We start from the raw sequence: 16,107 nt of genomic DNA, 5'->3' as shown, positions 1-16,107 counted from the left end.
ATTTTTCTATATACCAATTTTCAATAGTTTTTAAAGTATTTCTATTTATCATATAAATTCAATAACATTTTACTATTAAATCCCTATAAATGCAAAAAATAATTATGGAAACCCACTTATTTCCATAATTATTTTTTGAAAATTTATTTATCGTACTTTTTGAAAATAATAGTAGCATTGTGGCCTCCAAAACCAAAGGAATTAGAAAGAGCATATCTTACCTCTTTTTCCTTAGCCACGTTTGGAACATAATCTAAATCACATTCTTCATCAGGGGTTTCATAGTTAATGGTAGGTGGCACCTTATCATTATAAATAGCTAGAACACATGCTATACCCTCCACTCCACCGGCTGCCCCTAATAGATGTCCCGTCATAGATTTAGTTGAGCTTATACACAATTTCTTTGCATGCTCCTTAAACACTTTTTTGATAGCCATCGTTTCAAACTTATCATTATAAGGGGTACTAGTTCCATGGGCATTAATATAATCAATTTTTTCATAGGAAACATCGGCATCCTTTAAAGCATTTTCCATCGCCCTAGAAGCGCCTTTGCCTTCTGGGTCTGGTGTAGTAATATGGTAAGCATCACTACTCATACCATACCCCACAATTTCAGCATAAATAGGAGCCCCCCTTTTAAGAGCATGCTCTAAATCCTCTAGTATTAATATACCTGCTCCTTCTCCCATAACAAACCCATCTCTATTTGTATCAAAGGGCCTACTGGCCTTTTTAGGATCTTCGTTATAGGTGGACATAGCCTTCATAGAACAAAAGCCTGCCATAGCAAGAGGTGTGATAGAAGCTTCTGTCCCACCTGTAATCATAATGTCTGCGTCTCCGCGTTCAATAATTTTAAAGGCTTCTCCCACAGCATTGGTTGAAGATGCACATGCAGTAACAACGGTACTATTTGGTCCTTTAGCATTGAAAAACATTGAAACCTGTCCAGAACCCATATTTGTAATCATCATAGGTATAAAGAATGGACTAATCCTTCTTGGTCCCCTATCCATTAACTTGTTATTTTGTTCTTCAAAGGTTTCAATACCACCTATTCCTGACCCAAGAACTACACCAAACCTCTCAGCTTCTACATTCTCTATATCTAATTTTGCATCTTCAACAGCTAACTTAGAAGCTGCGATGGCGAATTGGGTAAACCTATCCATTTTTTTTGCTTCTTTTTTATCCATATACTCTTCTGGATTGAAACCTTTTACCTCAGCAGCTATTTTGGTAGGGTAATCTGTTGTATCAAATTTTTCAATATAATCCACTCCACAAACACCCGACGTAAGAGCTTTCCAGAAGAATTCTTTGCCTATTCCTACAGGAGTAACACAGCCTAATCCCGTCACGACAACTCTTTTTTTCATATTGTCCTCCTTTACCAATGACACCTGAGAAACCCCTATGAAGTTAGGAGCTCTCAGGTCTATTTTTATGCCTATAGATTTTTTTCCACAAAGGTAACAATGTCGCCAATATTTTTAAAATGTTCAGCTTCATCATCAGGTATTTCAACATCAAACTCATCTTCAATAGCCATAATAATTTCTACTGCATCCAATGAGTCTGCCTCTAAATCATTTATCAGTGATGTCTCTTTTTTAATTGATGCAATATCCTCTACTCCTAATTGCTCAGCAATAATTTTTACAACTTTCTCAAATACCATTATAAATTCCTCCCTATAATTATAGTATGCTTCTATTTTAAATTGCCATGCCTCCATCGACATGGATAACTTGACCAGTAATATAATTAGCTTGATCACTACTTAAAAATACAACCAAATTTGCTATATCTTCAGGTTTACCATACCTTTTTAACGGAATATTATTTATTAAACTACGCTTTACCTCATCCGATAAAACAGCTGTCATATCTGTATCAATAAATCCTGGGGCAATAGCATTGACATTAATATTTTTCCCAGCAATTTCCTTTGCTATTGACTTTGTAAACCCTATCACACCAGCTTTAGAAGCCGAATAGTTTGCTTGTCCTGCATTCCCTGTAACACCTACTACTGATGATATATTGACAATCTTACCATACTTTTGCTTCATCATTTTCCTGATGACAGCCTTAGTACACAGGAATACTCCCTTAAGGTTTACATCCATTACCTGTTGCCATTCCTCCTCCTTCATTCGCAGGAGTAGGTTATCTTTTGTTATACCAGCATTATTCACCAAGATGTCAATAGTATCAAATTTTTCATCGGCTTGATCCATCATCATTTTTACATCGTCAGCTTTGGTTACATCACACTGTACTGCAACTCCTTTGACATTGTAAGACTCCAACTCTTTTACTACCTCTTCAGCAGCTTTTTGATTACTGGTATAGTTAATCATTACATTTGCCCCATTTTTAGCTAGTTCTAATGCAATAGCTTTGCCTATTCCCCTAGAACCCCCTGTTACAATGGCACTTTTCCCTTTAAGGTTCAATTATATCCCTCCTAAACTTGTTGTTAAAGCTTTTAAACCATTCATATCTTCTATACTGTATATACTTACTTTTTTATCTAAAGCCTTTGTAATCCTTTTTATAAAGGCAGCCAAGGTTTTGCCAGGCCCAATCTCTATAAAAGTATCCACCCCGTTTTCTATCATTAATTCAACAGAATCTTGCCATAAAACAGACTTGCTTACTTGTTCCACTAGGGATGGTATAACTTGTGTTTTACAGTTTAGTATTTGAGCTGCATGATTGGTTATTACCGGAATTTTAGGGGGATTTATTTTTAAGTTTTCCAGATCATACTTTAATCGTTCTCCCGCTGGCTTCAATAAACTACAATGGAAAGGTGCACTTACAGGTAATACAACCGCTTTCTTGGCTCCTAACTCAACAGCTTTTTTTACTGCTAGTTTTACGGCTTCCACCTCACCAGATATAACGATTTGTCCAGGACTATTATAATTCGCAGCTTCAACAACGCCATGCTGACGACAACTCTTAAGACATTCTTCCAACTGACTTCTATCTAAGCCTAAAATTGCTGCCATAATCCCTGACCCTATAGGAACAGCTTCCTGCATATATTTTCCGCGATTTTTTACTAACTTTACAGCATCACTAAATTCAAATACATTGGATTTTACCAAAGATCCGTATTCACCTAAGCTTAGGCCTGCTGTCATTTGACAGTCTATGCCTAATTCCTCTAAAGCCCTTAATATAGCTATGCTAGTAGTCAATATAGCAGGCTGTGTATTTTCGGTTTTTACCAGTTCCTCGTCAGGTCCATTAAAACAAATCCCCTTCATATCTATGCCTAAGAAATCACTAGCTTCCTCATAGGTCCTTTTAGAAACCTTAAAGTTATCAGCAAATTCCTTTCCCATACCTACATATTGAGCTCCTTGCCCCGGAAATACAAAAGCAGTTTTTCCCATGTTCCTACTCCTCCTTGCCCTATGCCTTCAAATTCTTGAGTATTCCTGCTGCTTGATCTATTACTTCATCTATGATTTGTTGACATGGCTTAATGGTTTTTACCATAGCTGCTACTTGACCTGCCATTACAGAACCATTTTCCACATCTCCTTCTACTACTGCTAGTCTTAATCTCCCTACCCCTATCTTTTCTAATTCTTCAGGAGATATACCTTCTTTCTCTAACTTTACAAGTTCTTTAGCAAACTTATTTTTTAAAACCCTTACAGGATGTCCAGTGCTTCTAGCAGTAACAATTGCATCTCTATCCTTAGCCTTTATCACTATCTCCTTATACCTGTCATGAACGGTACACTCATTTGAACAAATAAATCGAGTACCCATTTGTACACCCTTAGCTCCTAATGCTAAAGCCGCAACTAATCCTCTGCCATCAACAATACCACCAGCTGCAATAACAGGAATCTTTAATTCATCTGCTACCTGTGGTACTAATACAAAGGTTGTTAGTTCTCCAACGTGGCCACCTGCCTCTGTACCTTCTACAATTACAGCATCAACCCCTAAGCTTTCCATTCTTCTTGCAAGGGCTACTGAAGGCACAACAGGTACAATTTTCGTACCTACTTCCTTTAGCTTCTTAATATACTTGCCAGGGTTACCAGCCCCCGTTGTAACAACTGGTACCTTGTGCCTATAGATAACTTCCATGACCTCCTCTAAAAAGGGAGATAATAGCATGACGTTTACTCCAAAGGGTTTATCTGTCAATTCTTTAGCCTTCAAAATTTCTTTTTCAACAACTTCACTTGGAGCATTCCCAGCAGCAATGACCCCTAAACCACCAGCATTTGATACAGCTGCTGCTAATTCAGCAGTAGCAAGCCATGCCATCCCCCCTTGAATAATGGGATACTCAATATTTAAAATCTTACATAGGTCTGTTCGTAGCATCTATATCACCTTCTCCTATCTTTACTTCGACCATTTTATTACCGAGGAACCCCAGGTTAATCCACCACCAAAGGCTACTAAAACAACAACATCTCCTTTTTTTATACAACCTTTTTTCACGGCTTCATCTAGTGCAACTGGCACAGATGCAGCTGACATATTTCCATATTGATCTAGGTTTACATACACCTTATCCATTGATAAATGTAAGCGCTTTGCAGCTGCTTCTATAATTCTTATATTGGCTTGGTGGGGAACTAAAAAATCCACCTCTTCCAATTTGATGTTGCTTCCTTCTAAAGCCTTCAAAGCAGAGCTTCCCATTACTCTGACGGCGAACTTAAACACTTCAGTGCCCTCCATTTTAATATAATGAAGTCTGTTATCAATGGTTTCATAGCTTGCTGGTAATCTAGAGCCACCTCCTGGTAGAGTTAAGCACTCTCCACTTTTACCATCAGATCCTAGATAAGAAGACAATATACCATCACCTTCTTCACTCCTCTCTAGAATTACAGCTCCTGCCCCATCTCCAAACAACACACAAGTATTACGATCCTTCCAATCTAAAACCTTTGTTAAAACCTCTGCACCAATGATTAGTATCCTCTTATAAAATCCAGTTTTAATAAATTGTTCACCAATCGTCAATCCGTAAAGAAATCCTGTACAGGCTGCTTCTAGATCAAATGCAGAAGCATTTATAGCACCAATATTTTTTTGTACAATACATGCCGTTGATGGAAATGCCATATCCGGTGTGGCTGTGGCTACAATAATTAAGTCTATATCTTCTGCTGTAATGCCAGCATCTTCTATAGCTCTCTCTGCCGCCTTTGTAGCTAAATCAGATGTAGCAGTTTCTTGGTCAGCCATTCTTCTTTGAGTAATCCCTGTTCTAGTTCTTATCCATTCATCCGAGGTATCAACTATTTTTGCTAAATCATTATTCGTCAATACTTTTTCTGGTAAATAGCTTCCTGTACCAGTTATTTTAGCAGTAAATTGTTTAGTCAAGTCCATCCTCCCCTAGCTCCTTAATTTCCATTTCAATATGTTCTACTACATTATTCTCTACAAAGGTCTTTGCTTGCCTAATTGCATTTTTTATAGCTTTAGCATTAGAACTGCCGTGGGCTTTTATTAAGTTACCCTGTACCCCTAAAAAAGGAGCTCCACCGTACTCCGTATAGTCAAAACGCTTCTTAAAGTTCTTCAACCCTGATTTAAGAATTACAGCTCCAAGTTTACGTAATATATTTTTTGTGAACTCTTCTTTTAGTGCACCAAATATTGTGCTAGCAATTCCCTCAGTCAGCTTCAGAATAACATTACCTGTAAATCCATCACAAATAATAACGTCTGCATACCCAGAAGGAATATCACGGGCTTCTACATTCCCACCAAAATTAAACCTTGCCTTCTCCTTGCACAGCTTATAGGATTCCTTTGTAATTTCATTGCCTTTACCTTCTTCAACACCAATGCTAACAATACATACATTAGGATTTTGTATGCCAATAACTTTTGATGCATAGACATCTCCCATAATACCAAATTCTAAAAAATTCCTTGGTCTACAGTCGGCATTGGCTCCACCATCAATTAACACAGCAACTCCCTCTGTAGTTGGGTACACAGGAGCCAGGGCGGGTCTATCGATTCCTTTTATTCTTCCTAATATAAATAATCCCCCTGCCAATAGCGCACCTGTATTTCCAGCTGATATAATAGCATCAGCTTCCTTCGTTTTTACTAGATTTAAACCCACAACCATGGAGGAATCCTTTTTTCTTCGGATAGCAGCAACGGGTTTATCTTCATTGCTAATTTCTTCACTACAATGAATAATTTTTATTCTTTCTTTAGAATAACTATATTTATCTAATTCCTTCTGAATCTTTTCTTGATCTCCAGTTAGAATAATTTCTATATTATAATCATTAACAGCCTCAATAGCTCCTGGCACAGTAACAACAGGTCCATGATCGCCACCCATTGCATCAACGACAATTTTCATTATAGCCCTCCTTTCTAATTATCAATGACCACCAATATAAATTTTCCTCTAAAAACTTGTATTTGATCTACTTTAATACGAACATGCACAAAGTGATTGTTTCCCCTTACTCGTACTACCTCTGCTTTTGCTACCGCTTTATCCCCAGCCTTAACAGGGTTTAAGTATTTAATGTTGGATACTCCAGTCAATGCTACTTCAGCATCAATAACCGCCATGGCTAAAGACTCAGCCTGAGAAAAAATATGATGGCCCCTAACAATATTGTTTTTACTGAAGGCCATATCTGTCGTTGTCTCCAAAACAGATATACCACTTTCACCTAAATTTAAATCAATTAGCTCTCCAACAATTTCTGTTCCTACAATACTTCTTACTTTTTTATAATTTTTTTCTGCTACATTTTTAATTCGTTCCCTTAATTCTGGAATTCCTAATTCTAATCTATCTAGTCGTATAGTTTGTATGCTTACATTGAATTTTGTTGATAAGTCTTCATCCGTCAAAAAAGGTTCTTCCTTAATCAATTCTATTAATCTTTTCTGTCTATTAGATTTGCTGGATCTCCCTGTTTTCTTCATTTTTTCACCCCGTAATTAGTACTAAAAATTAGTACCTGATACTAATGATTAGTATATATTATTGATACTGAAAAATCAAGTGGTTTATGCTTATTATTTTAAAAAATAGTATGTTTTATAATGTTATTTTTTGAAAATTATTACCTCTTCAATAAAAAAACAACCGATCTTTATTTCACCAATCAGTTATTTTTAGATAACAAAAAAATAGTAATGAGGGGTCATTACTATTTTTTGTCATAATTATTCATTTACTGAAATTACTTCTTTATTTTTGTAATATCCACATTCTGGACATACACGATGTGATAACTTAGGCTCGTGACATTGTGGGCACTTTACATACCCTGGTGCAACATATTTAGAATTTGCTGCTCTTCTCATGTCTCTTTTTGATTTGCTTGTTTTTCGCTTTGGTACTGCCATGCTTAACACCTCCTTAATCTTGTTGTAGCAACTCTTTTAATTTAGCCAATCGAGGATCTATATCTCTATCTTTGTTAGTATTGCATCGACATGGCTCTATATTTAAATCTGTGCCACACGCTTCACATAAACCTTTACAGTCTTTACTGCATACAACCTTCATAGGAATGCTGGTTATAATTTGCTCTTTAGCAATTTCGCTGAAGTCTATCGTATTGTCTTTGTAAGTAATAATATCATCAGAATAGTCCTCTTCTTGGACTTCATCCTCCTGAATTAATTCAACATCCATTTTAGTTTTGAGGGGATAAGTAAAGGACTTTAAGCATCTTCCACAATTTACTTCTAAGTCCGTTTCAATACTACAGTTTAAAAAGATCTTGTTGCCTACATTATATACTGTCCCTATTATTTCTATAGGTTCTATTACCTTAAGAACATCTCCATAGTAATTGATAGGATTATGATTTACAGTAAAATTAAAAGTAAGTTTATCTTGATCCCCTATTTTTACGGTGTATAAATCAAGCTTCAAAGTTCTCACCTCTATTTATTATGAAGGTATTTCTTTATTTATCCAACATTAAATCTTATATTTTGTCCTTAAGGAAAAGCTCGCTACCAATATATCAACAAAATTGATTATACAAATCAATCGTACATTTGTCAAGTACTTTATCTTGATAGATAAAATTTATTAGACAAAGAAAAGGCAGAGAATCCTTCCTCCCTACCTTTTTCCTTGTTAGCCTACTAAACTTTTTGTTTCTCTTGCTATCATCAATTCTTCATTTGTTGGAATTAATAATACCTTCACACTAGAATCATCTGTTGTTACAACTGTTTCTTTACCACGAACATCATTTTTATCATCATCAATCTTAATTCCTAAGAATTCAAGACCTTTACAGATTTCTTTTCTAGCTACAGTCGAATTTTCACCTAATCCTGCTGTAAAGATTACTGCATCTAAGCCACCCATTTCAGCAGCATAAGCGCCAATGTATTTCTTTACTCTTTGGTAATATACATCTAATGCTAATTGTGCTCTTTCATTACCTGCACTAGCTGCTTCTTCTATATCTCTAAAGTCACTGCTTACACCTGATAAGCCTAATACCCCAGATTTTTTATTCATTGCGTTATTTACTTCAGCTATAGATAGGCCTTCTTTTTCCATCCAGAAGGCAATGATAGCAGGGTCCATGTCCCCACACCTTGTTCCCATTACTAAACCTTCTAATGGTGTTAAACCCATGCTAGTATCTATAGATTTGCCATTTTTTACTGCAGCTACACTTGCTCCGTTTCCTAAATGACATGTTACAAGCTTTAAGTCTTCTATAGATTTTCCTAGTAATTCCGCAGCCTTCATAGCAACATATTTATGGGATGTGCCATGGAAACCATATCTTCTGATTTTATGCTTTTCATACAATTCGTAAGGAAGAGCATACATATAGGATTCCTTAGGCATTGTTTGATGGAAGGCTGTATCAAATACTCCTACCATAGGTACATTAGGTAAAATCTCTTGGCAGGCATTAATTCCCATTAAGTTAGGAGGATTATGTAGTGGTGCTAATTCTGAACATTCCTCTAAAACAGTTTTTACTTCCGCATCAATAATTATAGACCCTGAGAATTTTTCTCCTCCATGTACAACTCTATGACCCACAGCAGCAATCTCGTCCATAGATTTTATTGCCCCATGTTGACTATGGGTTAAAGCCTCAATAACGAATTTTATCGCTACTTTATGATCCGCCATTGATTCCTCTATAAGAACTTTTTCTTTTCCTGTTGTTTCATGCTTTACAAAGGAACCCTCAATTCCTATTCTTTCTGCAATACCTTTAGCTAATAACTCTTCATTTTCCATGTTGATAAGTTGATACTTGAGAGATGAACTACCACAGTTCATAACTAATACTTTCATTTGTACTTAATACCTCCTAATATAATATAATAATAAATAGTTTGATAAAGAATTATCAAGTTTTATTCTGACATATCAATCATAATAAATTTTTAATGTTTTTTCAAGGTTTTACAAAACTTTTCTTAAACCAACTCTAAGTTTTTCTATTTTTTCATAGCCTAATATATGATTTATTGGACACACTTAGTAAAATAACCTTATTTGTTTTAAACTATACATATGATTTTTTTGTTTTGTTTTGCTAAATTCTATGGGATAGATTAAAATAACTATATATATGAAAAATCATTTTAAACTTTACTAGCTGGAGGTTTTTATGAAAATATTAGGCTTAATTACTGAATATAATCCTTTTCATAATGGTCATTTATATCACTTAAATAAATCAAAGGAAGTTACTAGTTCCACCCATACCGTTGCCGTGATGAGTGGTAATTTTCTACAAAGAGGAGAACCCGCTTTGATACATAAATGGGCTAGAGCTAAGATGGCAGTAGAAGCTGGTGTTGATTTAGTTATCGAGCTTCCCACCCCTTATTCCTGTGCCACAGCAGAATTATTTGCTTATGGCTCTGTTTTTTTACTGGATTCTATGGGGATAGTTGACGTTATTTGCTTTGGAAGTGAGTATGGTAAAGTACCCCTCTTGAGGAGAATTGCTGAAATCCTGGAGGACTCACCTGCCGACTTTGAAAATTATCTTAAAATCCATATGAAGGAGGGTGTACCCTTTCCAGTCGCTAGGTCAAAAGCATTGGTAAATTATTTGAAAATTCAATATGACTTTGATGAAAATGATTTGTTTGATATTGAAAAAATTATGAACAATCCAAATAATATTTTAGCTATTGAATACCTGAAGGTTTTAAGGAAGCTTAAATCTTCTATTACTCCCTATACCATTCCTCGATTAATAGCCCCATATCATTCAACTGATATTACTTCTCCCATTGCTAGTGCTACTGCAATTCGAGAAACTATTAAAAGGGATAGATTTATTGACAAAATAAGAAATGTAGTTCCCCTCACTACTTTTAATGTTTTACAGGAAGCCTTTAAAGAGGGTGTAGCCCCGGTTTTTAAAGAGGATTTCCAAGATGCTATTTTAACCCTATTAAGACGAGAATCCTTAGAAAACCTCTCAAGTTATTTTGATGTAGTGGAGGGTTTAGAAAATAAAATTCATTACTGCAGTGAAAATTCATGTTCTTTATCGGAGCTGTACAATTGTATTAAGAGTAAAAGATATACATTAACCCGGATTCAAAGAATTTCTATGCATGTACTATTAAATATCAAAAAGAATGATATTGTGACCTTCAACAAGAAGGGCCCTCAATATATAAGGGTGCTTGCCTTTAATAATAAAGGTAGAGAGCTTTTGAAGTTGATGAAATCCCGGGCTAAATTGCCTATTGTTAGTAAAATAAATCACTATAACCCCCAAAATGAAATAGCAAAAAAGATGCTTCATGCAGATATTCAATCCACCAATATATATGCTTTAGCCCTAAAAAATAGAGAATATGCTAGACGTCCATTGGATTTTTATTTAAGTCCCTACTATTATAAATTTTAATATTTCATTTTTACCCCCTTTAAAAACGAATATATATTTTATAGATAAATATATATTTATTAGGTTTTAATTTTACCAATAATCATTCAATAAAAGGGATTTTTATTTAGGGGGAATACTATGCAGGTTATTTTTATAGTAGCTTTTTTATTTTTAATGTTTAGTTTAATATTGTTCCTTTGTGAAAAATACAAGGAAAAGGTCCGCAGATATTTTTTTGATTATTTTATCATACTAATTGTAGTCCTATTAGTTATATGTATAATGATTTTCCCAAATCAATCGGTTAAAGCAGCCTACGATGGTTTGAAAATTTGGTTCACTGTTGTATTACCAGCCCTGCTTCCTTTTTTTATAGGATCTGAGTTGTTAGTGGGTTTAGGTGTTGTAAAGTTTATTGGCACTTTATTAGAGCCGGTTATGCGTCCACTTTTTAATGTTCCCGGGGAAGGTTCCTTTGCTTTCGCAATGAGCATTACCTCTGGTTATCCAGTAGGTGTCAAAATCACTACAAGGTTAAGGAAAGATAATTTCATCTCCAAAGCGGAAGCACAACGCTTAGTTTCTTTTTGCAGCACTTCAGGGCCGTTGTTTTTGATTGGTGCTGTTTCTATAGGAATGTTTCAATCTTCAGAGATAGGAATTTTGTTAACAATTTGTCATTATAGTGCTGCCATCGTAGTTGGTTTTCTTTTTAGATTTTATAAAAGATCTACTTCTAACAATTTAACAACCTTTTCTACAACTAAACATAATAGTCTATTTAGAAAAGCTTTTTATCAATTAAACAGCAGTAGAAGGAAAAACCCGCCCTTTGGAATTTTGCTAGGAAATGCTGTTAAGGAGTCAATTAACACAATGTTAATGGTGGGGGGGTTTATTGTTCTTTTTGCGGTTATCATCAACATTCTTAATATTATAGGATTTGTAGAATTGTTATCTAGTAGTTTATATTTTATCCTAAAACCTTTCCATGTTGATTTTGCTATTATTGAAGCCCTCATCACTGGTTTCTTAGAAATTACTATGGGCTGCAAGTTAGCAGCTGAAACCTTTAGTGCCAGCCTTGTCAATCGTATTGCAGCCGCTGGTTTTATCATTGGCTGGAGTGGTTTTTCTATTCATGCACAATCTATTAGTATTATTAGTACTACTGATATTAATTCTTATTTATATATTTTTGCCAAGCTGCTTCACGGTATATTTTCCTATATTTTAGTTTATTTATTATATCCTATATTTACAACATTCTTTACTATTACTATACCTGCTACTTCTTCTCATGAAGCTTTATCATTATCTAAAACCATCATGGATAATCTAAAAATTTCAGTAGAAATTTTTATTGTTATATTAGTAGGTCTTTTGTTTATTTCTGTATTGGTGGGAATAGTCTTATATATAATATCCCTGTTCAAAAACAAAGAAAAAAAATTATTCTTTTAAAGGGATGAAGCATTCTACTTCATCCCTTTAAGCTCATCCCTATTATTTTTCACGGTTTCCGCTAACTCATTCAATGTATTTTCAACTCTAGATAACAGTTCATCAGCATAATCCCTAGCCCCTAGGCGCATTTCTTTAGCTCCAATTTGAGCCTGAGCTGTAATCTCCTCTGCCTGTTTAATGGCTAATCTAGTAATTTCATCCTGTTCTACCATAGTGGCTATATGCTCATTGGCTTCCTGTATAACAGTATCAGCTTCCTGCTGTGCTTCAACCAAAATCCTTTGTCTTTCCTCTTTTATCCACTGGGCTTGCTTTACTTCATCTGGCAAATGAATTCTTATCTCTTTAATTATTTCCAGTATTTCATGTTTATCTACTAATACCTTCTGTGCAAAAGGTATAGATGAACCACTTTCAACAATTTCCTCTAATTCTTCTAGCATTTTTAGTACATCCATAACACATCCCCCTAACACTTCTATATTTTCTTTAAAATCGCCTTTTTAATTATATCTGGTACTAAACCTTCAATACACCCTCCAAACTTAGCTACTTCCTTTACTAAACTAGAACTAAGATAAGAATTTTTGCTACTGGTCATTAAAAAAATTGTTTCAACCTCTGGAGCTAGTTTCCTATTCATTAGTGCCATTTGAAATTCATATTCAAAATCTGATACAGCTCTTAGTCCTTTAATAATAACTTTTGCGTCCTTTTTATTAGCATAGTCTATCAAAAGTCCTGAAAAGCAATCTACCGTTACGTTGCTATAATCTTTAACAACTTTTTCAATTAATTCTACTCTTTCTGATAAAGTAAATATGGGGTTTTTACTAGGATTTTCCAGTACTCCTACAATCACTTTATCACATATCTTTGAAGCTCTTTCAATAATATCCAAATGTCCATTGGTAATTGGGTCAAAGCTTCCTGGATAAATGCCTATTTTCATTTAAATTTCCTCCCTTAGCTTATAAAAGGACATAGTGGTATTGCCATAGTCTTTTTTCCTAAATCTAAATAATCCGTGAACTTCATCTAATAAATTTTCATTTTTATCGTGTTCCACTATAATAATCCCCGAGGAAGTCACTATTTGTTTTTTGTAAATTTCTTCCAATACTTTAATAGGCCATCCTTGATTGTAGGGGGGATCCATAAATATAATATCTCCTTGTACACCTTTAAGAGCTAGCTTATGTATACTAAAAATCACATCACCATTTATTACTTCTCCTATCTCAGTAAATCTAGTTTTATTTAAATTTTCTTTAATTATTTCTATATTTGTTTTGCTTTGTTCTACAAAGTATGCCTTTTGTGCATTTCTAGATAAAGCTTCGATACCTAAGTTTCCAGTCCCAGCAAAAAGATCAATAACTATACTATCGTATAAACTGTTTTGTATAATATTAAAAATAGATTCTTTAACACGATCTGAGGTAGGCCTTACTTGTAAATCCTTTGGTGCCATGAGCCTAAGTCCCCTAGCTTTACCTGCAATAATTCGCATATACTTCCTCCTCCAATGATTCTATTTATATTTTAACACATTGCTTATTCTGTAACAAAATATTTTTATATATTTTCCATTGTACAACTTTTTTCCTGTTTTTATACTTAACAATAAAAGGAACAACTAACTACGTTGCTCCTTTTATTATAAGCATTTCTGTTCTTAAATTCCTTCAAACCCTTGAAATTTTTCTTGTAATTTTAATTTCAATTGAGGATATTTTTCAAAATTTAAATAGGGATCCTCCTTTAAAAGGTCCTCTATTTCTTCTTGAACTTTTTTTAATATTTTCATATGCTTAAATAGGTTGGCTATTTTTAAATCTGGTAATCCGTGTTGTCGTAGACCAAAAAATTCTCCAGGACCCCTAATTTCCAGATCTTTTTCCGATATAATAAAACCATCGGTAGTCTCCTCCATAATTTTCATACGTTCCTTTGCTATTTTACTTTTATTATTATGAATTAGAATACAATAGGATTGTTCAGAACCTCTACCAACCCTTCCCCTTAGCTGATGGAGTTGAGCTAGTCCAAATCGTTCTGCATTTTCTATAATCATAACAGTAGCATTTGGTACATTAACCCCTACCTCAATCACAGTAGTAGCCACCAGTACATGAAGTTTATTTTCCACAAACTGCTTCATAACCTCTTCTTTATCTTTAGGATTCATCTTTCCATGTAGTAAGCCTACTTTATAATTAAGAAAATAACTTTTTTCCAGTTCCTCTTTAATTTCTGTAGCGGCTTTAGCCTCTATTGCTTCTGATTCTTCTACCAAAGGACATACAATATAAACTTGTCTTCCTAATTCCAACTGATTTTTAGCAAAGTTATAGCCTCTATCCTTCTCTTCCGATGTCAAACAATAGGTTTTTATTTCTTTTCGCCCCGGAGGCAATTCATCAATAATAGAAATATCTAAGTCTCCATACAAAATCAGTGCTAAGGTCCTAGGAATAGGTGTAGCTGTCATAACTAAAATATGTGGATTATCTCCTTTAGCCACTAGAGTAGCTCTTTGTCTAACACCAAAACGATGCTGTTCATCCGTTACTACTAAAGCCAATCGTTTAAAATATACGGATTCCTGAATAAGTGCATGGGTACCTATAATAATGTCAATTTCACCTTTTTGTATGTCATCCAATAGTTTTTGTTTTTTTGTTTTAGTTAGACTTCCGATAAGTAACCCTACTCGTATCCCTAAAGGCTCTAGTAGCTGTTCTAATGATTTATAATGCTGTTCTGCTAATATTTCCGTAGGTGCCATTAAAGCTCCTTGACAACCATTAATAACAGCCTTATATAGAGCAATAACCGCTACTACTGTCTTCCCTGAGCCTACATCCCCCTGAACTAATCGATTCATAGGAATATCCTTCTCTAAATCTTTGAAAATCTCCTCCAAAACATTTTTTTGGGAATTAGTTAGGGAGAAAGGTAGATTTTTAATCAATTTATCTATTTGTGTATTTTCCTTAAGGGAAACGGTTTTTTCTTCTTTTAAAGTATTTTTTTTAATTTTTATAAGGGCAAGCTGTAGCAGAAATAATTCATCAAAAACCAATCTGTATTTTGCTATTCTTAAATGTTGTATAGATGCTGGCAAATGAATGTGTCTCAAAGCATAACTCAAATTACATAGTTTATTTCTGGTAACTAGCTTATCAGGTAAATAGTCTATTATATGGTTAAGGTCTTCTTCTAAAATATTTTTTTGAATATTGATAATTTGACTTTGACTAAAACCTTCTGTAGAGGGATATATGGGGATAATACCATCTGTAGAAAAAGTAGCCCTATTAGCTTCAACTTTTTCATAGACAGGATTTGTCATCTCTAACCCCTGTAGACCCATCTTTACCTTCCCGTTTATCATTAGTGTATCATTTGGTTTAAATTTATTTTTCATATAGGGCTGATTAAAAAAAACAATATTTATATATCCAGTAGAGTCTTTAACTAAATATTTATTTATAGATAGTCCTTTTCTGACGTAGGTAGATTGACATCCTCGTGCAACTACGCCATATAGGGTTGTTTTTTCCCCTGGTTTTATATCAATTATTTTTTTAGAAATGCTACGGTTTTCATAGTCCCTAGGGAAGTGATATAACATATCTTCTACATTGTAAATCTTCATTTTATTTAGTAGGTATAGCCTTTTAGGTCCCACTCCTTTAATATACTGTATATCCTTTTTCAGCACTTCCAT

The 16,107-nt window shown here is 34.4% G+C and carries 17 protein-coding genes; 2 read left to right on the top strand and 15 right to left on the bottom strand.

What is annotated here, in order from left to right; all coding sequences use genetic code 11:
• Positions 1-143: 143 nt before the first annotated feature.
• From fabF to BLS22_RS06250, 11 genes are all read right to left on the bottom strand, one after another.
• A complete protein-coding gene (gene fabF, locus BLS22_RS06300) occupies positions 144-1,385 on the bottom strand; it encodes a beta-ketoacyl-ACP synthase II (protein WP_090552230.1) in 1,242 nt (413 codons plus the stop codon).
• Between the two features lie 71 nt (positions 1,386-1,456).
• The gene (gene acpP, locus BLS22_RS06295) at positions 1,457-1,687 is read right to left on the bottom strand and encodes an acyl carrier protein (protein ID WP_090552226.1); all 231 of its coding nucleotides are present in this window, start codon (positions 1,685-1,687) and stop codon (positions 1,457-1,459) included.
• Between the two features lie 37 nt (positions 1,688-1,724).
• Entirely contained in the window at positions 1,725-2,468 is a 744-nt protein-coding gene (gene fabG / locus BLS22_RS06290) for a 3-oxoacyl-[acyl-carrier-protein] reductase (RefSeq protein WP_090552223.1), read from the bottom strand.
• Positions 2,469-3,419, bottom strand: a complete 951-nt coding sequence (gene fabD / locus BLS22_RS06285) for an ACP S-malonyltransferase (protein ID WP_090552219.1) — start codon at positions 3,417-3,419, stop codon at positions 2,469-2,471.
• A 19-nt stretch (positions 3,420-3,438) separates the two neighbouring features.
• Positions 3,439-4,374 carry an enoyl-[acyl-carrier-protein] reductase FabK gene (gene fabK, locus BLS22_RS06280; RefSeq protein ID WP_090552216.1) on the bottom strand — a complete coding sequence of 312 codons (936 nt, stop codon included), beginning with the start codon at positions 4,372-4,374 and terminating at the stop codon, positions 3,439-3,441.
• 21 nt (positions 4,375-4,395) lie between these two features.
• On the bottom strand, positions 4,396-5,391 hold the full coding sequence (locus tag BLS22_RS06275; RefSeq protein WP_090552212.1) for a beta-ketoacyl-ACP synthase III: 996 nt from the start codon (positions 5,389-5,391) through the stop codon (positions 4,396-4,398).
• The gene (plsX, locus tag BLS22_RS06270) at positions 5,384-6,394 is read right to left on the bottom strand and encodes a phosphate acyltransferase PlsX (protein ID WP_090552208.1); all 1,011 of its coding nucleotides are present in this window, start codon (positions 6,392-6,394) and stop codon (positions 5,384-5,386) included. Before plsX ends, BLS22_RS06275 begins: the two co-directional genes overlap by 8 nt.
• 14 nt (positions 6,395-6,408) lie before the next feature.
• Complete coding sequence (fapR, locus tag BLS22_RS06265; protein ID WP_090552204.1) at positions 6,409-6,975, bottom strand: transcription factor FapR; 567 nt, start codon at positions 6,973-6,975, stop codon at positions 6,409-6,411.
• 243 nt (positions 6,976-7,218) lie between these two features.
• A complete protein-coding gene (rpmF, locus tag BLS22_RS06260; RefSeq protein WP_090552200.1) occupies positions 7,219-7,401 on the bottom strand; it encodes a 50S ribosomal protein L32 in 183 nt (60 codons plus the stop codon).
• A gap of 13 nt (positions 7,402-7,414) precedes the next feature.
• Positions 7,415-7,936 (bottom strand): YceD family protein, encoded by a 522-nt coding sequence (locus BLS22_RS06255; RefSeq protein WP_176762082.1) that lies wholly within the window; start codon positions 7,934-7,936, stop codon positions 7,415-7,417.
• Between the two features lie 210 nt (positions 7,937-8,146).
• Entirely contained in the window at positions 8,147-9,340 is a 1,194-nt protein-coding gene (locus tag BLS22_RS06250) for an acetate/propionate family kinase (protein ID WP_090552193.1), read from the bottom strand.
• Between the two features lie 319 nt (positions 9,341-9,659).
• On the opposite strand from BLS22_RS06250, the gene BLS22_RS06245 reads away from it, so the two are divergent.
• Positions 9,660-10,922 (top strand): nucleotidyltransferase, encoded by a 1,263-nt coding sequence (locus tag BLS22_RS06245; RefSeq protein WP_090552190.1) that lies wholly within the window; start codon positions 9,660-9,662, stop codon positions 10,920-10,922.
• Positions 10,923-11,042: 120 nt separating this feature from the next.
• Positions 11,043-12,368 carry a sporulation integral membrane protein YlbJ gene (ylbJ, locus tag BLS22_RS06240; RefSeq protein ID WP_244269482.1) on the top strand — a complete coding sequence of 442 codons (1,326 nt, stop codon included), beginning with the start codon at positions 11,043-11,045 and terminating at the stop codon, positions 12,366-12,368.
• Between the two features lie 14 nt (positions 12,369-12,382).
• Here the strand turns inward: ylbJ and BLS22_RS06235 are convergent, their stop codons facing one another.
• The 4 genes from BLS22_RS06235 to recG form a co-directional block, all read right to left on the bottom strand.
• Positions 12,383-12,829, bottom strand: coding sequence for an ATPase (locus BLS22_RS06235; RefSeq protein WP_090552186.1), 447 nt, complete (start codon positions 12,827-12,829; stop codon positions 12,383-12,385).
• A 20-nt stretch (positions 12,830-12,849) separates the two neighbouring features.
• The gene (gene coaD / locus BLS22_RS06230; protein ID WP_090552183.1) at positions 12,850-13,323 is read right to left on the bottom strand and encodes a pantetheine-phosphate adenylyltransferase; all 474 of its coding nucleotides are present in this window, start codon (positions 13,321-13,323) and stop codon (positions 12,850-12,852) included.
• Complete coding sequence (rsmD, locus tag BLS22_RS06225) at positions 13,324-13,884, bottom strand: 16S rRNA (guanine(966)-N(2))-methyltransferase RsmD (RefSeq protein WP_090552180.1); 561 nt, start codon at positions 13,882-13,884, stop codon at positions 13,324-13,326.
• A 165-nt stretch (positions 13,885-14,049) separates the two neighbouring features.
• Positions 14,050-16,107 carry an ATP-dependent DNA helicase RecG gene (recG, locus tag BLS22_RS06220; protein ID WP_090552176.1) on the bottom strand — a complete coding sequence of 686 codons (2,058 nt, stop codon included), beginning with the start codon at positions 16,105-16,107 and terminating at the stop codon, positions 14,050-14,052.

Origin of the sequence: Natronincola ferrireducens, assembly GCF_900100845.1 — a bacterium.
GTDB lineage: Bacteria > Bacillota > Clostridia > Peptostreptococcales > Natronincolaceae > Natronincola_B > Natronincola_B ferrireducens.
Note: the sequence above shows the minus strand (reverse complement) of the source record. Positions and strands in the feature narration are given on the sequence as shown.